The following is an 18,531-nucleotide window of genomic DNA, read 5'->3' as shown; positions in this document are numbered from 1 at the left end:
CGGGCCTGTCGGGATGACCGACCCCGATCTCGTCCTCTATCCCGACCCGCGCCTCGGCCGGGTGGCGGCCCCCGTCTGCGTCTTCGACGAGGCCCTTCGCGAGCGGGTCGAGGCGCTGGTCGGGACCCTGCGACGGGTGGCGGCCATCGGTCTGGCCGGGCCGCACATCGGTCTGTCCGAGCGTCTCGTCGTCCTCCGAATGGAGCCGGGCGAGGATGTGCGGATCTACGTCAACCCGGTGGTCGCCTGGGCCTCCGACGAGCGCGCTGTCTTCGAGGAGGGCAGCGTCTCGATGCCCGGCATCCGCGAGGAGGTGGAGCGACCCGCCGCGATCCGCCTGGCCTACCGGGCCGTCGACGGCACCGCGCACGAGGAGGAGGCCGACGGCTTTCGCGCCGCCTGCCTCCAGCACGAGATCGACCAGCTCGACGGGATTTTCTGGATCGAGCGGCTCTCGCGCCTGCGCCGCGACCGTGCCCGCAAGCGGTTCGCCAAGCTGCGGCGCCCCGAGCCGTAGCCGCCGGCGCCGCGATCGCCCCCGCTGGCGGGGCGCACCGACCCCGTGATAGGCAAGGCCGCATGCGCGCGATGGTCCGAACGTCGGTTGTCTTGGTGGCGGGGCTTGCCGTCTCGGCCGCCGCCGCGGCCCCTGCCCGTCCCGTCCAGACCGCCGGCTGCCCGTCCCTGGCCAACCTGCGCATCCTCGCGCAGCGCAGCCAGGACGATGCCGCGGCCGCGGCGGCCATCCTGTCCGATCCGAAGGCCGATCACCTCGGCTGCAGCCTCCTCGAACCGGCCCGCATCGTGGCGGTGAGCGAACGCCTCGCCCTGGGCGGACGCGAGTACGAATGCCTCACCCTCCAGGGCACCGGCGTCTGCTACTGGATCCCGGCCGGCGCCGTGGCGCCCGGCCCCGCATCGCCGCCCGTCCGGGCTCCGGCCGAACGGACCAAGCGCTGAACCCCCTCCCCCGATCCGCACGGAGAAACGAGAGCCTATGGCGACCACGTCCCACAGCCGACCCACGACCCGTCGCCCCGCGCGGCCGATGGCGTCCCTGGCCCTGGGGTTCACCCTGGGCCTCGCCATCGCCGGGCTGGCGGTCGCGCAGGAGCCGGCGGTGGATGTCGTCGGTTGCGACACCCTCGTCGCGCTGCGGGTCCTGACCGCGGGGGCGACCTCGGCGACGGATGCGGCGGCCCATCTTTCCGCCCATCCGCAATGCCGGCTGATTCCGAAGGCCGGTCTCGGCGCCGTCAGTCAGCGCACGATGATCGGAGGCGCGCCCTTCGAATGCCTGGCGGTGAGCGGGTCGGACGCCTGCGTCTGGGTCGCCCCGTAACGGGAAAGACCGGATCCGGTCGCTCCGGCCACGCAGTTTTCGAAAAGACCGTCGTTTTTTCGCGACCCGGTCTCCTGCGATCGCTTTACCGGCCCGCCCGAACCGATCACCCTGGGTCGATCATCGGGGGGCGTGGAAATGGCGCGAGGAACGCAGCGGATGTCCATGGGCGGCCTATGGGCGGTCGGAGCGGCGATCGTGATGGCTGGCATCGTCGTCCCGGACGTCGCCCTCGCCCAGTCCCAACCGATCCGCAGTGCCCAGGACGCCGCCTGCCGGGACGAGGCCCGCAGCCGCGTCTTCACCGCGCCCGACCCCCAGGGCATCGGCCTCTACGCGGTCGGGCGCCAGATCTACACCGCTTGCATGAATAAACAGCGCCCCTCCGGCCGCACCAGGAGCCGCCGCGCCGGCCGCTGACGGCCCGCCTCAGCGCGGGATCAGGTGCAGGCCGTCGTCAGGGAGCAGGTTGCGGGCCGGGCCGCCGGTCTGCTGGCCGCGGCCCTGCTGGTAGTAGGGCAGTTCCGGCCGGCGGTCGTTGTCGCTGCCGGAGTCGTATTCCCAGGGCCGGTTCCAGGCGGCCCGGCCGCCGACTCCGGCCACGGGCCCGGCATCGACGAGTCCGCCACCGTAGCCGCCGGCGGCGACCGGCGAGGACGCCGCCACCGTCGCGACGGCGACGGCGACCAGCGCACAGGCGCCAAGGCCAAACAGGGTCGGTCTAGGGGGCATCGTCGGTGTCCTTCGCGCGCAGCGGTATCGATCGTTCTACTGTGTCTCGACAACGGCCAAGGTCGTCGCCCGTTCCTGATCCGGGTCGGGGGGCCGCGCAAACGAAACCGCCCGCCTTCCGGGTGGAAGGCGGGCGGTCCGTCGCCATCGATCCGAGATCGCGGCGATCAGTGCAGCGCGGCGCTCGCGGGAGCGGAGCGCTGCGACGTGCTTTTCGCGACCGCAGACTTCGCAACCGCAGACTTCGCAACCGCGGACTTGGCGACCGCAGACTTGGCAGCGGAGGCCTTGGCAGCGGAGGCCTTGGTGGCGGAGGCCTTGGCCGAATCGGTCTTCGCCTTGGCGACCTTCTTGGTGGCCTTGTCGTCGGTCTTCGCCTTCTTGTCGGTCTTGGACTTCGCTGCCGCCTCGATGGCGGTCACGGCCTTGGCGCCGACGCCCTCGCCCCGCGCGGGGCGGACCTTCAGGGTCTTGGCCGGGCTCGGCGCCGCACTGGTGGCCGGCACCGAGGGCTGCACCACGAGGAGGTGCGACTCGACCGTCGCGACGCGGGCGCCGAATTCGGCCTCCGCGCGCAGCCAATGGTCCTCGGCCCGTCCGAAGACCCGGCCTTCGTTCTCCCAGATGTGGTAGGCGCGCTCACGCACCCGCTGATCCAAGGCTGTCATGTCCGCTCTCCTGTCCGGAACCCTTCGGAACGATGGAAGCGGCTGGTTAACGAACGCTTAAATCCGGTTCCCGAAGGACCACCGCTCAAAGGACTGCCGCTCAATCGAAGCTGCGGCCCTTCGCGGAGGAACCGCCGAGGCTGATCTTCTTGGGAACCGGCGCGGCGGCGGGGCTCGGCGTCGGGGCGCGGGCCGGCTTGAGCTGCGACTGGCCGTGCACCACCGAGCCGATCTCGCCGGCCACCCGCACCAGGTCCTCGCGCTCGCAGGCGCGCGCCACGGTCAGGCCGAGCTGGTGCATGTGGCTCTTGCCGTAGAGGTAGACCGCGAGCTTCGCCCGGGTCGTGGCGGGGATCGCCGCCAGGATCTCGGGCAGGTCCTCCGGATCGGCCCGGTAGACCGAGCCGAGGAGGTCCAGGGGCACCGGGCAGTCCGGATCGGCCACGGGGCCGCTGGTGGGGTGCGATTGGGTCATGGGGTCACCTCGAGGGCGTGGGACGATGTCTGGGCGCGAGGGGGACGATTCCCGGCGCGCGATGCGCGGTGGATCGCATGGAGCCGCGGCCGATGGCCAGGGCACGCATGTCGCAAGGCGACCCGGCCTACGGGGGCGGGCTGGTCCGGGGCTGTGGCTGCGCCGCGCTCCGGTCCGGAACGGCGGGCGGGAGGTCCTTGAGGCAGCCCCGGCAGATGGAGGCGATGACGATGCGGGCCCTGGCATTGCTGCGCTCCCAGATCGCCTCCCGCGCCTGGAAGGCGCGGCGCGCGGCCTCGTCGGCCTCGCCGCGTCCGCTGCCGATGCCCTCGGGCGCCTCGCTGTGCGGACGGATGCGCAGGACGAGGGGCTCCTCGGCGGAGGCCGCCTGGGGCATCGCCAGGACGAGGGCGAAGAGAACGGGCCGCATGGTTCCCTCCGCATGTCCGGCCGACCGGTCCGCCGCCTGACGATCGTCGCGCCAGGGTTAACGCACCATGAACTGTCGCGCGCCGATCCGCTGGGTCGGCGCGCGGGGATCGGGCGTTCAGGGAACGAGGAGCAGCCCGCCCAGCGCCAGGAGCAGGGCCGGCGGCATGACCAGGATACCGAGCTTGAGGAAGCTCCATGCGCCCACGTCCAGGCCCTCTCGACGGATCGCCGTCAGCCAGAGGATGGTCGCCAGCGAGCCGGTCACCGAGAGGTTCGGGCCGATGTCGATGCCGATGAGGATCGCGCCCGCCACCCGTTCGGAGACGTCCGAAGCCTGGACCGCGGCCCCGGCGATCAGGCCGGCGGGCAGGTTGTTGACGGCGTTGCTCACGAGCGCCACCAGGACGCCGGCCCCCCAGGCGGCCTCGGCGGGCGCGGTGGCGGCGGCTCCCTTGAGCGCGTCCGACAGCATCCCGAGGACGCCGGTCCGTGCGAGGGCTTCCACCAGCACGAACAGCCCGGCGACCAGCGGCAGCACGCTCCAGGAGACGTCCTTGGCCACCGCCACGAGGCCGCCGCGCCGGATCGCCAGGACGAGGAGCGTGGTGGCGAGGCCGGCCACGAAGGTCGGCGGGCCGAGGTCGCGCCCGTAGGCCGAGGCCGCGATGAGGACGCCGGCCGTGGCGACGATGCCGAGGCCGGCGAGCTTGCCGGTCCCCGACAGGGGCGCGGCCGCCACGTCGGTGGCCACCGTCTGCGCGGCCAGCACGCGGCGCTGGGTCAGGCGCAGGACGACGTAGGTGGCCGCCACCGCCAGCAGCGAGGGCAGCGCGAAGCGGGCGAGCCACTCGCTCAGCGGCGGCATGTGGGCCGCGTAGACGACGAGGTTGGCCGGGTTGGAGATCGGCAGCACGAAGCTCGCCGCATTGGCGATGAAGGCGCAGATCAGCAGGTAGGGCAGCGGGTTCTCGACCCTGGCCGCCTGGGTCGCGGCGAACACGGCCGGCGTCAGCACCACGGCGCAGGCGTCGTTCGAGAGGAACACCGTCACCACGACGCCGACGAGGTAGACGAGGGTGAACAGGCGCGTCGCCGAGCCCCTGGCCTGCCGCACCGCGATGCCGGCGAGCCAGTCGAACAGCCCTTCCTTCCGGGCGATCTCGGACAGCATCATCATCCCGACGAGAAACAGGTAGACGTCGGTGCCCTTGAGGACGCCGGCCCAGGCCGAGGCCGGGGCGATCAGGCCGAGGGCGACGAGGGCGGCGGCTCCCAGCACCGCCCACACCGCCTCCGGCCACGCGAACGGGCGCAGGATGATGCCGAGGGTGGCCAGGGCGGCGATGCCCCAGGTCGCCAGATGCGCGCCCGGCACGGTCGAGACCAGGATGTGGGAGGCGAGGCCAGATGCGCCCATCCGCGGGGATGCCTTCGACGAGAGGGGATGGCCGGGCGGCGTCGGGTCGATCGTCCGGGGAGCCTATCTAGCGAGGTCCGCCGCCGCTGCAATCCTGCCGTGCGAGGCCTGCGCGGTCCGAAGGGCCGGCGCGGTCGCGTGCGACGGAAACCGGACAAGAAAAAAGGGCCCCGTCGAGGGACCCCGTTGTCTTCGGCCATTCCCGAGGAGGGGAATGGTGGGCGCGACAGGGATCGAACCTGTGACCCCTACCATGTCAAGGTAGTGCTCTCCCGCTGAGCTACGCGCCCGCACCGGAGCGATCCGCCCCGGCGAGGTGCGGCCTATAGCTTCTGCCCGATGGCGTTGCAAGCTCAAGCTGGCCGGGGATGGCAAGATAATCGGCGGCGGTCGTCCGAGCGAAGGCCGGCCGCCTCCCCTGGCGGGTGCCTCGCTGCATCCTGCGCGAAAGTGCGCTATGGGCTCGCGGGAGCGGCACGAGCCCCTGCGCACGATCCCCTGCGCACGACGGGGGATCGATGGCCGGGCGTGATGCGATGCCCACGAGGCGGGTGATGCGATGGGTCAGCGGCTGAGGAATGCGGTTCTACGTCGATCATGATCTCGGCCATGCCGTCCGCGGCTGGGTCGTTCCCGACAACCCGACCGCGATCGGTCGCATCGCCGTCGTCATCGAGGGCGAGCGCGTGGCGGAGATCCCGACCCGGGTGACGGACGACGCCATCCGGGCGGCCGGCTGGCATGCCACCGGGCAGTGCGTCTTCGTCGTGGAGGAGGCCGAGTTCCCCGGCCTGGCGCAGGCGCGGCGCGTCGAGATCTACGACGTCGAGACCAACGTCCTCGTCTATCGCCGGGCGCCCCACCCGAACGTCGTCCGCAAGAAGGTCGTCCTCGTCAACACGAGCATCCACCCCGAGACGGTGATCGAGACGGCGCTGTTCGACCACTTCCAGCAGAGCTACTTCGGCGTCGGCCGGTTTTCGGAGGAGGTGGCCCGGGTCCTGTTCGAGAGCCCCTGGATGACCTCCTCGTTCCAGTCGGGCGCGATCATCCTGCCGCGCTACGAGGGCTTCCTGCAGGGCGACGACACGCTGACGACCCTCCTCGTCCACGATCCCTTCATCGAGATGGCCACCCGCCTCCTCTGGCTGCAGGACCGCGCCGTCGTCGCCGCCGACCCGAGGCAGCGCTGGCGCCTGGGCAGCGTCGCCGAGGCGGCCGAATACGTGGCGGGGCACGCCCTCGACGACGCCAAGAGCCTCAAGCGGCTGTTCAGGATGCTGCCCGAGCCGGCCTACCACCTGCTCTTCAACCCCCTCACCCGGCTTTGCGGGACCAAGCTGCCCGACGACCGCGTCCATCCGGGCAATTCCATCGTCGCCATCGAGGTTCTGTCCCGCGTCGGCATCGTCGGGCACCGCCGCTTCTTCAAGGCGTTCATGACCACCCTCTACGACCGCCTCGGCATCCTGGAGCCCGTGCCGACGCCGGCACCGATCCCCGATGCGGCGCGCGCCCTCGCCGAGCGCCTGAGGGCGGTCAAGCTCGCCGAAGACATGCTGGTCTTCGACATCGCCATGTCGGACGCGGTCCTCAACGCCGTCTCCAAGGGCTGGACCGACTCGTGACGAACGGTCCGGTCGTGGTCCGGTCGCCGCCCTCGGTGCGGTTGTCCCGCGGCGTCGGGCGGCGCGAAGCCCTGTCCATGAGCCGCGACGGGCAGACCTTCTGGCTCGACCTCGCCGGTCGCCGCCTCGCCGGGACCTGGGTGACGATCCGCCTGCGCGACGCCGGCAGCGGCGGCGTCGGGCGCTTCCTGCTCGATGCCGTCTCTTCGGGGCCCGACGGCAGCGTCGTCCAGAACCTGCCCGAGACGGCCCAGGGCAACGACAGCTTCGGCTGGACCGGACGCCTGCCCGGCGCCCTGCTCGGCCTGCGCCTGACGCCGCTCTCGCGCGACCAGCCGGTCTCGGTCTCGGACCTGTCGATCCGCCGTCGCCGGCGCCCCTCGCTCCTGCTCCAGGCCTTCCTGCGCCAGCCCACCCTGACGTCGAAGGCGCTCTACTGGCGCTGCCTCGGTCTCAAGGTGCGGGCCCGCGGCTTCCTCGCCCGCGCCCTCGGCCACCGCGGCGAGACCGCCTATCGCGAATGGATCCGCCGCTTCGACACGCTCCACGAGGCCGACCGGCGGCGGCTGCGCCGGGAGATCGCGGAATGGCGGGATCCGCCGCTCCTGTCCGTGGTCATGCCGGTCTACGATCCGGCACCCCGCGTCCTGGCCGCGGCCCTGCGCTCGGTGCGCCGGCAGATCTATCCGCACTGGCAGCTCTGCCTCGTGGACGACGCCTCCACCGACCCGGCGATCCCGCGCCTGATCGCCCGCCACGCCGCGCGCGACCCTCGCATCCGGGTCCTTCGGCGCGACGAGAACGGCCACATCGCGCGGGCGACCAACGACGCCATCGCCATGGCCGAGGGCAGCCACGTCGCCTTCCTCGACCACGACGACGTCCTGGCCGAGACCGCCCTCTATCAGGTCGCCGCGGCCCTGCGGGCCGATCCGGCCCTCGACCTCGTCTACAGCGACGAGGACAAGATCGACGGACGCGGCCGCCGGTTCGAGCCGCATTTCAAGTCGGACTACAACCGCGAACTGCTCTACGGGCAGAACTACATCAACCACCTCACCGTGGTGCGCCGCGAGACGCTGCTGGCGGTGGGCGGACTTCGGCCGGGCTTCGAAGGGAGTCAGGATCACGACCTGCTGCTGCGGCTGTCGGCCGGGCTCGACCCCGCCCGGGTGCGGCACATCCCCAAGGTCCTCTACCACTGGCGGGCGGCGGGCGGCTCGGGCACCTTTTCGGACAGGGCCCTGGCCCGGGCCGAGGCCGCACGCCTGCGGGCGCTGGCGGAGGTGGTGGAGCCCTCGGGCGGGCGGGCCGAGCGCGGCCCCTACGGCTTCAACCGGCTCGTCCGGCCGGTGCCGCAGCCGAGCCCCCTCGTCTCGGTGATCGTGCCGACGCGGGACCGCGCGGAACTGCTCGCGGTCGCCCTCGACGGCCTGCTCGAGCGCACAGCCTACGGCCCGCTCGAGGTGGTGGTCGTCGACAACGACAGCCGCGAACCGGCGACCCGCGACCTGTTCGCGCGCTACGCGAACGAGCCGCGGGTGCGGATCGTGCGCGTGCCGGGGGGCTTCAACTTCTCGGATCTCTCCAACCGCGGCGCGGCCGCGGCGCGGGGCAGCGTGCTGCTGTTCCTCAACAACGACATCGAGGTCGTCGAGGAGGGCTGGCTGCGCGAACTCGTCTCCATCGCCGTCGATCCCGAGGTCGGGGCGGTCGGCGCCAAGCTCCTCTATCCGGACGGCACCCTGCAGCACGGCGGCATCGTGCTCGGCATCGGCGGGGTCGCCGGCCACAGCCACCTCGGGCTCGATGGCGACGACCCCGGCTACTTCGCGCGCATGACCCTGTCGCAGGAGGTGTCCGGCGTCACCGGGGCCTGCCTCGCCATGCGGGCCGGCGTGTTCGCGCAGGTGGGGGGGTTCGACGCCGAGCATCTCGCCGTCGCCTTCAACGACGTCGATCTGTGCCTGCGGGTCAGGCAGGCGGGCTACCGCATCGTGTGGACCCCGCACGCCCGGCTCATGCACCACGAGTCGAAGAGCCGCGGACCCGAGGACACGCCCGAGAAGCGGGCGCGGTTCGAGGCAGAGATCCGCGTGATGCACGACCGCTGGGAGCCTCAGTTACGGTCGGACCCGTTCTATAATCCCAATCTGTCGCGGGTCTCGGCGCATTTTCGCCTCTGAACGGCCCCTCGGAGCGGCGGCGTTGCGTCGCAACACGCTCGCTCCGGCATTCGCGGGGGCACCGGGCATCGCGATCTCGCCAGGCTCGGACCGATCGTTCGTCCTGCATCGACACTACAGCGGCGGCTTCGGGCAGAGTTGCGCGATATCCCCGCCCTGTTCGGGATGCCGCCGTCCGGCCAGTGCCAGGGCCGCCGTGTCATCGCGCCAATGAGGCCGCCGCATCCATGTCCTCGTCGATGCCTCGACTGCGGCTCGACGGCTGACATCGCCCATCCGCCTGTGGACGACGGCGGCGCGACGGTCGCGGAACCCGACCGGGTCGGAGGATTATGGCCGTTGTTAGGTTTCGGTGAGGTCGAAACCTGAAATTACAGTGAAGATCGGCGCTGTCGATCCTGCAATCCCCCGGGGGTACCATTGATGAATACGTGCCACAGGTCTTTCGTTTCATCCACCGAATGGGCTTGGCTATTCGGACCCGGGTTGGACAGCGTCGTGAGTGCATACTAAGGGTGACGGTGATCGCCACCTTGGGGGGCGGTCGGCTTTGTTCCCCGTTCAAGAGCGTGTGCGAACCGAACGTGACACAACGTACAGACATAGCGATCATCGGCCGGTCGTGCCGCCTGCCCGGTGCTCCGAGCGTGGACGGCCTCTGGCAGCTCCTCTCCGAAGCCCGCTGCGCCGTCAGCCGCATTCCGGACGATCGCTGGGTCCTCGACCGCTTCGGGCACCCGCGTGCCCAGGAGCGCGGCAAGAGCTACACCTGGGCCGCGGGCGTCCTCGACGACATCTGGTCGTTCGATCCGGCGGTGTTCGGCATCTCGCCGCGCGAGGCCGAGCAGATGGACCCGCAGCAGCGGCTCCTGCTCGAACTCACCTGGGAAGCCCTCGAGGATGCGGGCCTGCGTCCCTCGGGCGTGGCCGGCAGCGGGATCGGCGTCTTCGTCGGTGCCTCCTCCCTCGACTACGGCAACCTGCGCGTCCTCGATACCGCGTCGGGCGACGCCTATGCCGCCACCGGCAACACGCTCTCGATCCTGTCGAACCGTATCTCCTACATCTACGACCTCAAGGGCCCGAGCTTCACGGTCGATACCGCCTGCTCGTCCTCCCTCGTGGCGCTCGATGCCGCCGTGGCGGCCATCGCCAGCGGGCGGATCGACACGGCGGTCGTGGCCGGCGTCAACCTGCTCGCGAGCCCGTTCAACTTCATCTGCTTCTCCAACGCCCAGATGCTCTCGCGCCGCGGGTTGTGCAGCGCGTTCTCGGCCCAGGCCGACGGCTACGTCCGGTCCGAGGGCGGCGTCGTCCTCGTGCTGCGCTCGGCCAAGGCGGCCGCCCGCGACGGTAATACCGTGCGCGGCGTCATCGCGGCCAGCGGCGTCAATTCCGACGGGCGCACCACCGGCATCTCCCTGCCCTCCGGCTACGCCCAGGGCGAGCTGCTGGAGGCGGTCTACCGCGACGCGGAGGTCGATCTCGACCGGCTCGTCTTCGTCGAGGCCCACGGCACCGGGACCCAGGTCGGCGATCCGATCGAGGCCGGCGCCATCGGCGGCCGGCTCGGCCGCCCGCGCCAGGCGCCGCTGCCGATCGGCTCGATCAAGAGCAACATCGGCCACACCGAGCCGGTCTCGGGCCTCGCCGGCCTGCTCAAGGCCAGCCTCGCCCTCGAGCACGACCTGCTGCCGGCTTCGCTCCACGCCGATGCCCTCAACCCCGACATCGCCTTCGACGACCTCAACCTGACGGTGGCGACCAAGCCCCTGGCCCTGCCGCGCAACGGCGCCGAGCGGTTCGCGGGCGTCAACTCCTTCGGCTTCGGCGGCACCAACGCCCACGTGATCCTCACCGACGCCGCCCCGGTGGCGGCGACGGCGGGCGAGACGCGGGCCCCGGAGATCCTGCTGCTGTCGGCCCAGAGCCGGGCCGCCCTCAACGAGCTCGCCCTCGACTACGCCGAGCGCCTCGATGGGGCCGAGCCGGCCGAGATCGACCGGGTCGCGGCCGGCGCCGCCCATCGCCGCGAGCGCCTGTCCGCCCGTGTCGCCGTGCCGCTGCGGGCCAACGTGGTCGGCGCCCTGCGCGGCATCGCCGAGGGCGAGGAGCACGAGGCGGCCGTGGTCGGCACCGCCGTGGACCGCTCGGCCGAGGTCGCCTTCGTCTATTCCGGCAACGGCAGCCAGTGGGCCGGGATGGGCCGCGAGGCCTACGCCGAGAACCCGGTCTTCCGCGCCGCCTTCGACCGCATCGACGTGCTCTTCGTCGCGTTCTCGGGCTGGTCGCTCAAGGAGGCCTTGTTCGCCGAGGATCTGGAGGAGCGCCTCGTCCAGACCCGCGTCTCCCAGCCCCTGATCTTCGCGATCTCCAGCGCCTCCACCACCGCCCTGCGGGCCTCGGGCCTGAATCCGAGCTACGTGCTCGGCCACAGCGTCGGCGAGATCGCCGCGGCCGAGGCCGCCGGGATCCTGAGCCTCGAACAGGCCGTGCGGGTCATCTTCTACCGCAGCCTGCACCAGGAGACGACGCGGGGGCTCGGCACCATGGCGGTGCTGCTGGCGCCGGTGGAGGAGATCGAAGTCTTCCTCAAGGACTACCCGACCCTCGACATCGCCGCCTACAACAGCCCCAAGGCCGTCACCGTCGCCGGCCCGGTGGCCGCCATCGACGCGGCCATGAAGGCGCTGGCGCGCAAGCGCCGCCGCGGGCGCAAGCTCGACCTCGAATATCCCTTCCACGGCCGGTTGATGAACCCGACCGAGAAGCCGCTGCTGCGCGATCTGGCCAGCCTCAAGACCCGCGCGGGCACCACCGCCATGGTCTCGACGGTCACCGGCACGATCCTGGCCGGCAACCAGTTCGGCGCCGGCTACTGGTGGCGCAACATCCGCGAGCCGGTCCGCTTCTGCGAGGCGGTGCAGGAGGCGACCCGCCGGGGTGCGCGCATCTTCGTGGAAGTCGGCCCGCGCGCCGCGCTGCTCTCGCACATCGGCGACGCCGTCGAGCCGCTCGGCATCGAGATCGCCACCGTCGGCGTCATGAACCGCAAGCCGGCCGGCGGCGATCCGATCGCCCGCGCCATGGCGCTGGCCCTCGTCCAGGGCGCTGCCGTCGACGAGGCGTCGGTGTTCGGCGAGAACCCGGCCGGCGACGTCGCGCTGCCGCTCTACCCCTGGCAGCGTCGCAGCTTCCGGCTCGCCGAGACCACCGAGGGCGTCGGCGGCCTCACCGCGCGCCAGTTCCATCCCCTGGCCGGCTCGCGGGTCGCGCCCGACGGCCTCGACTGGCACGGCCACGTCGACGTCGCCACCGTGCCCGAACTCGACGACCACCGCATCGAGGGGCAGGCCATCCTGCCCGGCGCCGCCTTCGTCGAGATGGCCCTCAGCGTCGCCCGCGAGGCGACCCGCAGCGACGCCGTGGTGCTGGCCGAGCTCGAGATCCAGTCGCCGATGGTGTTCGGCGAGGACTCCCTGCGCGAGGTCACGGTCCGCCTCTCGGGCAGCGGCAACCAGATCCAGATCCTCAGCCGTCCGCGCCTGACCGCGTCCCCGTGGCAGCTTCATGCCTCGGCCAAGATCGTCGACGGCGCCTATGCGGTGCCGAAGCGGGTCGACATCCATGTCCCGGCCGACCATGCGGTGTCGGGCGCCGAGCTCTACCGCCGGGCGGCGGCGTCGGGCCTCGGCTTCGGCCCGAGCTTCCGGCAGGTCGCCCTGAGTGCACGCATCGACGAGACCACCATCGTCTCGGAGCTGGTGCCGGCCGAGGCCGACCCGCGCTTCGCCCTGGTGCCCTCCCGGCTCGACGCCTGTTTCCACGGGTTGATCCTGCTGTTCGCCGATCTCCTCGGCGAGGATTCCAACAAGGCCTACGTGCCGGTGCGGTTCGGCGAGATCCGGCTCGTGAAGCCCGGCGCGGTGATCGCCCGTGCGATGATCAACACCCGGCGCTGCAACGAGCGCAGCATCCTGGCCGACTTCACCCTGGTCGACGCCGAGGGCGAGGTCGTCGCCACCATCCGCGAAGGCCGGTTCCAGGCCCTGCGGGCCAAGGGCGGCAACGATCTGGCCGCCTTCGCGATCGCCCAGCGCCCCGAACTCGCCACCGAGCCGACGGCCATCGCCGCCTCGCGCCTGCCCGGCATCGCCGAGATCCTGCGGCCTCAGGCCAAGGCCGCCCGTGCCGCCGCCGAATCGCCCCTGGCGCCCGGCCACCTCCTCCTCGAAGGCTGGGCCACCTCCCTCGCCTATCGTCTGGCCGAAGGCCTGCAGCGCGCGGGCGCCGTGGCGGTGGACGAGCGCGTACCCGAGGCCATGCGTCCGTGGGTCCACAACGCGCTGTTCGCCCTGGAGAGCAGCGATCTGGCCACCCTCGACAACGGGCGCTGGACCCTGCGCAAGGACGTGTCGCTGCCCGCGCCCGACGAGATCATGCGCTGGATCGCGTCCGATCATCCCGAGCTCTCGGCCGAACTGGTCCTGGTCGCGGACATCGGCGCCGTGGTCGGCCGGCTCCTGGCCAACGAACTCGATACCGTGCCGACCCTGTCGCAGAACGCCCTCGATGCGTTCGTCCTGCGCAGCGCCACCGCCCGCGCCTCGGCCGACGTGATCGCCGGCATCGTCACCGCCTGCCGCGACCACCTGCCGCGCGATCGCGCCCTGCGCCTCCTCCAGGTCGGGTTCGGGCCGCTCTCGGCCCAGGTCGCCGCCTTCGCCGACGGGATCGAGGCGCAGCTCACCGTGTTCGAGGCCGACCGGCGCCTCGCCGAGCGTGCCCGCCTCGCCCTGCCGCGCGGTGTCACCGTCGTCGAGGATCCCGCCGAACTGGCGATGGCCGGCTTCGACCTGATGCTGGCCAGCGACGTCCTCCACCGGGGCGACCGCGGCCTCCTCAACCGGCTCGCCGAGACGCTGGCCACCGGCGGCGTGCTCCTGGCCGTGGAGCCGGCCGCCTCGCTGTTCCGCGACCTCGTCTTCGGCCTGACGCCGGGCTGGTTCCAGTCCGACACCGACATGCCGGTGGGACGCCTCGACGACATCACCGGCTGGCAGCGCTCCTTGAGCGACACCGGGCTGGTGCGCGTGGCCGTCGACCGGGCGGTCTCGGCCAACGGCGACGACCTCCTGCTCCTGGCCGAGGCGCCGCCCCGGCAGCGCCCGGCCGCGGGCCAGAGCTTCGCCTTCGTCATCGGCTCGCACGACGCCTTCGCGGCCGAGACCGCCTCCTCCCTGGCGACCCTGCTCGTCGCCAGCGGCGTCCACGTCTCGATCATCCTCGATTCCGAGCAGTCCCTGCTCGAACTCGAGCGCGAGACCCCCGATACCGTGGTGTTCCTCGCCGGTGCCTTCGGGCGCGAGGGCGAGGCCTCCGACCGCCTACGCGACCGCTGTCTCAGCCTCAAGCGCTGCGTCGAGCATCTCGGCTCGCGCCAGACCCGCCTGTGGGTGATCTGCCCCGGCGCCACCCGCGACGGGACGATCGAGGGCAGCGCCGTCGAGACCGGCGTCTGGGCCTTCACCCGCACGCTGGCCAACGAGGTCGCCAACCTCGACGTGCGCCGGGTCGACCTCTCCGCGGAGAGTTCGTCGAAGCGCTCGGCAGAGCGCCTGCGCGACCTCATCCTGTCGGGCACCCCCGAGACCGAGATCGTCCTCGACGACGACCGCACCCGCGTCATCCGCTTCACCCCCGGGCAGGCCGCGCGGCGGCCCGGCGCCGACGCGGTGCCCTCCCCGGCCGCGCGGCTGGAGCGCAGCAACACCGGCGGCCTCAACGAGATGGCCTGGGGGCCGGCCGAGCGCCGCGCCCCCGGCCTCGGCGAGGTCGAGATTGCGGTGGAGGCCACCGGCCTCAACTTCCGCGACGTGCTCTGGGCGCTCTCGATGCTGCCCGAGGAGATCCTGGAGGACGGGTTCGCCGGTCCGCGCCTGGGCCTCGAGGTCGCCGGCCGGGTCGTCTCGATCGGTCCGGGCGTCAAGGCGTTCAAGCCCGGTGACCCGGTGGTCGCCTTCGCGCAATCGGGGTTCTCGACCCATATCGTCGCCCCCGAACTCGTGGTGGCCCCGAGCCCGCCCGGCCTCGACGCGCAGGCCGCCGCCACCGTGCCGGTGGCCTTCCTCACGGCCTATTACAGCCTCGTCACCTGCGCCCGCCTGCGGCGGGGCGAGTGGGTGCTGGTCCACGGCGGCGCCGGCGGCGTCGGCCTCGCCGCGCTGCAGATCGCCAAGCTGAAGGGCGCGCGCGTCATCGCCACCGCCGGCTCGCGGGAGAAGCGCGCCCTGGTCAAGGCGCTGGGCGCCGAGCACGTGCTCGACTCGCGTTCGCTCGCCTTCGTCGACGAGGTCCGCCGCATCACCGGCGACGGCGTCGGCGTGGTCCTCAACAGCCTGTTCGGCGAGGCGATGGAGCGCAGCCTCAACGTCCTCAAGCCGTTCGGCCGCTTCATCGAACTGGGCAAGCGCGACTACGTCGCCAACACCCACATCGGCCTGCGCCCGTTCCGCCGGAACCTCTCCTACTTCGGCGTCGACCTCGACCAGGTGCTCCAGCACCAGGGCGAGGACGGAGCCCGCCTCTTCCGCGAGGTGATGGCGCTGTTCAAGGAAGGCGGCCTCAAGCCCCTGCCCTACCAGCCCTTCACGGCCGACGAGGTCTCGGACGCCTTCCGCCTGATGCAGCAGTCGGGACACGTGGGGAAGATCGTCATCGCGCCGCCCAAGGCCGGCAGCGTGATGGTGGCGCGCACGACACCGTTCACGGTCTCGGCCGAGGGCGTGCACCTCCTCACCGGCGGTCTGGGCGGCTTCGGCATCGAAGCGGCGCATTGGCTCGCCGACCGCGGCGCCCGCCGCCTCCTCCTGGTCGGCCGCAACGGCGCGGCGAGCGACGAGGCCAAGGCCGCCGTGGCCGCGCTGCAGGCCAAGGGCGTCACCGTCGAGGCGCGCGCCTGCGACATCACCGATCGTGCCGCCGTGGAGGACCTGGTGGCCGGCATCGAGGCGGACGGCGGCCGGCTCGCCGGCGTCATCCACGGCGCCATGGTGCTGCAGGACGGCCTGATCGCCAACATCGACGCTCCCGCCCTCGACGCGGTCCTGCGTCCGAAGGTGGTGGGTGCCGAGCATCTCGACGCGGTGACCCGCGGGCGCGACCTCGACTACTTCGTGCTGTTCTCGTCGGCCACGACCTTCATCGGCAACCCGGGACAGGGCGCCTATGTCGCCGCCAACGGCTTCCTCGAAGGCCTCGCGCGCCAGCGCCGCCGCCTCGGCCTGCCGGCCCTGGCCGTCGCCTGGGGCGCCATCGGCGACGTCGGCGTGCTCGCCCGCAACCGCGCCGTGATGGAGACCCTTGCCGGTCGTGTCGGCGTCACGCCGATGGACGCCCGCCGCTGCCTCGACCTGATGGCCGAGGCGCTGGAGAACCAGGGCCGCGAGTCCGACGACGCGGTGATCGCCATCGCCTCGATGCACTGGGGCAAGGCCCGCGAGCGCCTGGCGACCATGCGCTCGCCGAGCTACGCCGAACTCGGCTCCGACCAGCAGATGGACGCGGGCACCGTCACCGCGATCCACATCGGCGCCCTGCTCAAGACGCAGGATCTCGACACGGTGCGCAAGACGGTGGCCGACGCCATCGTCGAGGACATCGCCCGCATCCTGCGCCTGCCCAAGGACGACATCAGCCGGGTGCGCCAGCTCTCCGAAATCGGCCTCGACTCCCTGATGGGCGTCGAACTCGGGGCGAGCCTGCAGGAACGGTTCGCCCTCGAGGCGCCGCCCTCCGGCATCTCGTCGGGCCTCACGGTCACGGAGCTGACCGAGACGCTGATCCAGTCGGTCTCCGCCCCGGTGGACGATGCGGCCGCCGCCGTCATGAGCCTCGCCCAGCGCCATGCCAGCGAAGGGGTCGACGTGCGCAGCCTCCAGCCCTTCCATGCGCTGGTGGAAGAGAACAGCCTCGACATCAAGGAGATCCTGATATGACCGACACGGCGAGACCGGACGGCGGTCGTGCGGCTCTGGCGGGCTTCGTGACCAATCGGCTCGGGCGCACCGCCAACGCGGTCCGCCCGGCGGCCAAGGCCAACGAGGCCGGCTCCGGCGATGCGGCGGTCCAGCGCTTCGAATCGCTGCCGGGCTACCGCGAGCTCAAGCTCCAGCGCTCGGCCGCCAACCTGATCGGGCTCGGCAACCCGTTCTTCCGGGTCCACGACACCCGTGCCGGCGCGACCACGCGCATCGACGGGCGGACCTTCATCAACTTCTCGTCCTACGACTACCTCGGCCTCAACGGGCACCCCGACATCAACGAGGCCGCCCGCAAGGCGCTCGACGAGTTCGGCACGTCGTCCTCGGCGAGCCGGATCGTGGCCGGCGAGCGCCCCGGGCACCTCTCCCTGGAGCGGGCCCTGGCCGAGCATTACGAGACCGACGCCTGCGTCGTGATGGTGAGCGGGCATGCCACCAACGTCACGACCATCGGCGCCCTGATGGAGCCGGGCGACGTCATCTTCCACGATGCGCTCATCCACAACAGCGTCGTCACCGGGGCCAAGCTCTCGGGCGCGCAGCGCCGCTCCTTCGCGCACAACGACCTCGATTCCCTCGAGACCCTGCTCGGCGCCACCCGGCACGAGCACCGCCGCGCCCTGATCGTGGTGGAGGGCCTCTACAGCATGGACGGCGACGCGCCGGACCTGGCCGCCCTCGTCGCCCTCAAGGAGCGCTTCAACGCCTGGCTGATGGTCGACGACGCCCACGGCCTCGGCGTGCTCGGGCGGACCGGCATCGGGCTGGCCGAGCATTGCGGCGTCGATTCGCGCTCCGTCGACATCTGGATGGGCACGCTCTCGAAGACGCTCTCGGCCTGCGGCGGCTACGTCGCCGGCCCGGCCGCCCTGATCGAGTACCTGAAGTGCACGGCCGGCGGCTTCATCTACAGCGTCGGCATGTCGCCGCCGCTCGCCGCCGCCGCGGAAGCCGCCCTGGGCCTGATGCATGCCGAGCCCGAGCGGGTGGAGCGGCTGCGCCAGAACGGCCAGCTCTTCCTCGCCTGCGCCAAGAAGCACGGCCTCGATACCGGCACGAGCCTCGGGCTCGCGGTGATCCCGGTGATCGTCGGCGATTCCCTGAAGTCCGTCACCCTGTCGGACCGCCTGTTCAAGCGCGGCATCAACGTGCAGCCGATCATCCATCCGGCGGTGCCGGAGCGGGCTTCGCGGCTGCGGTTCTTCATGACCTCCGACCACACGCCCGAACAGATCCGCGAGACGGTGACGGCGGTGGCCGAGGAACTCGCCGACATGGAGAAGGGCGGATCGCTGATCGAACGTCTGATGGCCAAGCGCGGCGGCGCCTGAGCGAAGCCCATGTCCGCATCACGAAGTGATCAGCCGGAAATGGTATGACGCACAGGCCCAACGCCTGGCCTCGCCGATCAAAGGCTCCCGGTCTCCGGGAGCCTTTTTCGTTGGGGGCCCAACTTTCTCAGCGCACGCCCGAATAGACCGCCGCGCCGGCCGTCAGCGGGCTCGCGACGGTGGAGAACACGGAGAGGACCTTCTGGACCTCGGAGAAGGGTGCGTTGGAGACGTAGATGAGGTCGCGGTTTCTCATGCGGAAGGCCTGGGTGAGGAAC

Annotated in this window: 13 protein-coding genes, 1 tRNA gene and 1 pseudogene; 8 read left to right on the top strand and 7 right to left on the bottom strand. The window is 71.7% G+C overall.

Translation table 11 applies throughout. The annotated features are described in order from the left end of the window. The first annotated feature begins 13 nt into the window (after positions 1-13). The 4 genes from ASG40_RS06545 to ASG40_RS06530 all read left to right on the top strand — a co-directional run bounded on the left by ASG40_RS06545 (position 14) and on the right by ASG40_RS06530 (position 1,762). Positions 14-517 carry a peptide deformylase gene (locus ASG40_RS06545; protein WP_055882718.1) on the top strand — a complete coding sequence of 168 codons (504 nt, stop codon included), beginning with the start codon at positions 14-16 and terminating at the stop codon, positions 515-517. Between the two features lie 95 nt (positions 518-612). Beyond that, positions 613-960: a hypothetical protein gene (locus tag ASG40_RS06540; RefSeq protein WP_156387601.1), complete on the top strand. Its 348-nt coding sequence runs from the start codon at positions 613-615 to the stop codon at positions 958-960. A gap of 88 nt (positions 961-1,048) precedes the next feature. Continuing rightward, a complete protein-coding gene (locus ASG40_RS06535) occupies positions 1,049-1,342 on the top strand; it encodes a hypothetical protein (RefSeq protein ID WP_055882714.1) in 294 nt (97 codons plus the stop codon). Between the two features lie 201 nt (positions 1,343-1,543). After that, positions 1,544-1,762, top strand: coding sequence for a hypothetical protein (locus tag ASG40_RS06530; RefSeq protein ID WP_055882834.1), 219 nt, complete (start codon positions 1,544-1,546; stop codon positions 1,760-1,762). A 9-nt stretch (positions 1,763-1,771) separates the two neighbouring features. On the opposite strand, the gene ASG40_RS06525 is transcribed toward ASG40_RS06530, so the two are convergent. The 6 genes from ASG40_RS06525 to ASG40_RS06500 all read right to left on the bottom strand — a co-directional run bounded on the left by ASG40_RS06525 (position 1,772) and on the right by ASG40_RS06500 (position 5,356). Further along, on the bottom strand, positions 1,772-2,074 hold the full coding sequence (locus ASG40_RS06525; protein WP_055882712.1) for a hypothetical protein: 303 nt from the start codon (positions 2,072-2,074) through the stop codon (positions 1,772-1,774). A 167-nt stretch (positions 2,075-2,241) separates the two neighbouring features. Next, a complete protein-coding gene (locus ASG40_RS21610) occupies positions 2,242-2,742 on the bottom strand; it encodes a DUF2934 domain-containing protein (RefSeq protein WP_055882710.1) in 501 nt (166 codons plus the stop codon). 100 nt (positions 2,743-2,842) lie between these two features. Then, on the bottom strand, positions 2,843-3,217 hold the full coding sequence (locus ASG40_RS06515) for a hypothetical protein (RefSeq protein ID WP_055882708.1): 375 nt from the start codon (positions 3,215-3,217) through the stop codon (positions 2,843-2,845). A gap of 127 nt (positions 3,218-3,344) precedes the next feature. Next, positions 3,345-3,647, bottom strand: a complete 303-nt coding sequence (locus ASG40_RS06510) for a hypothetical protein (RefSeq protein ID WP_055882706.1) — start codon at positions 3,645-3,647, stop codon at positions 3,345-3,347. Between the two features lie 117 nt (positions 3,648-3,764). Continuing rightward, positions 3,765-5,066 (bottom strand): arsenic transporter, encoded by a 1,302-nt coding sequence (locus tag ASG40_RS06505; protein WP_082523937.1) that lies wholly within the window; start codon positions 5,064-5,066, stop codon positions 3,765-3,767. Between the two features lie 215 nt (positions 5,067-5,281). Beyond that, positions 5,282-5,356: transfer RNA gene (locus ASG40_RS06500), tRNA-Val, on the bottom strand. 288 nt (positions 5,357-5,644) lie between these two features. On the opposite strand from ASG40_RS06500, the gene ASG40_RS06495 reads away from it, so the two are divergent. The 4 genes from ASG40_RS06495 to ASG40_RS06480 all read left to right on the top strand — a co-directional run bounded on the left by ASG40_RS06495 (position 5,645) and on the right by ASG40_RS06480 (position 18,253). Continuing rightward, complete coding sequence (locus ASG40_RS06495; protein ID WP_055882705.1) at positions 5,645-6,694, top strand: hypothetical protein; 1,050 nt, start codon at positions 5,645-5,647, stop codon at positions 6,692-6,694. Between the two features lie 77 nt (positions 6,695-6,771). Beyond that, entirely contained in the window at positions 6,772-8,880 is a 2,109-nt protein-coding gene (locus tag ASG40_RS06490) for a glycosyltransferase family 2 protein (protein ID WP_082523941.1), read from the top strand. A gap of 584 nt (positions 8,881-9,464) precedes the next feature. Next, positions 9,465-16,877, top strand: a complete 7,413-nt coding sequence (locus tag ASG40_RS06485; RefSeq protein ID WP_156387600.1) for a type I polyketide synthase — start codon at positions 9,465-9,467, stop codon at positions 16,875-16,877. Beyond that, complete coding sequence (locus tag ASG40_RS06480; protein WP_055882698.1) at positions 16,874-18,253, top strand: aminotransferase class I/II-fold pyridoxal phosphate-dependent enzyme; 1,380 nt, start codon at positions 16,874-16,876, stop codon at positions 18,251-18,253. The genes ASG40_RS06485 and ASG40_RS06480 overlap by 4 nt, the downstream gene beginning before the upstream one ends. Before the next feature lie 127 nt (positions 18,254-18,380). On the opposite strand, the pseudogene ASG40_RS22065 reads toward ASG40_RS06480, so the two are convergent. Next, a pseudogene (locus tag ASG40_RS22065) lies at positions 18,381-18,531 on the bottom strand (polysaccharide biosynthesis/export family protein); the annotation flags it as partial.

The organism is Methylobacterium sp. Leaf399 (assembly GCF_001424525.1).
GTDB lineage: Bacteria > Pseudomonadota > Alphaproteobacteria > Rhizobiales > Beijerinckiaceae > Methylobacterium.
The sequence above is the reverse complement of the archived record's forward strand: the minus strand, read 5'-3'. Positions and strand labels throughout refer to the sequence as shown.

Bases quoted from the DNA above. Each gene is read 5' to 3' on its own strand.
- ASG40_RS06545 (WP_055882718.1), top strand. From the start codon at position 14: ATGACCGACCCCGATCTCGTCCTCTATCCCGACCCGCGCCTCGGCCGG.
- ASG40_RS06495 (WP_055882705.1), top strand. From the start codon at position 5,645: ATGCGGTTCTACGTCGATCATGATCTCGGCCATGCCGTCCGCGGCTGG.
- ASG40_RS21610 (WP_055882710.1), bottom strand. From the start codon at position 2,742: ATGACAGCCTTGGATCAGCGGGTGCGTGAGCGCGCCTACCACATCTGG.
- ASG40_RS06530 (WP_055882834.1), top strand. From the start codon at position 1,544: ATGGCTGGCATCGTCGTCCCGGACGTCGCCCTCGCCCAGTCCCAACCG.
- ASG40_RS06480 (WP_055882698.1), top strand. From the start codon at position 16,874: ATGACCGACACGGCGAGACCGGACGGCGGTCGTGCGGCTCTGGCGGGC.
- ASG40_RS06510 (WP_055882706.1), bottom strand. From the start codon at position 3,647: ATGCGGCCCGTTCTCTTCGCCCTCGTCCTGGCGATGCCCCAGGCGGCC.
- ASG40_RS06535 (WP_055882714.1), top strand. From the start codon at position 1,049: ATGGCGTCCCTGGCCCTGGGGTTCACCCTGGGCCTCGCCATCGCCGGG.
- ASG40_RS06525 (WP_055882712.1), bottom strand. From the start codon at position 2,074: ATGCCCCCTAGACCGACCCTGTTTGGCCTTGGCGCCTGTGCGCTGGTC.
- ASG40_RS06505 (WP_082523937.1), bottom strand. From the start codon at position 5,066: ATGGGCGCATCTGGCCTCGCCTCCCACATCCTGGTCTCGACCGTGCCG.
- ASG40_RS06515 (WP_055882708.1), bottom strand. From the start codon at position 3,217: ATGACCCAATCGCACCCCACCAGCGGCCCCGTGGCCGATCCGGACTGC.
- ASG40_RS06490 (WP_082523941.1), top strand. From the start codon at position 6,772: ATGAGCCGCGACGGGCAGACCTTCTGGCTCGACCTCGCCGGTCGCCGC.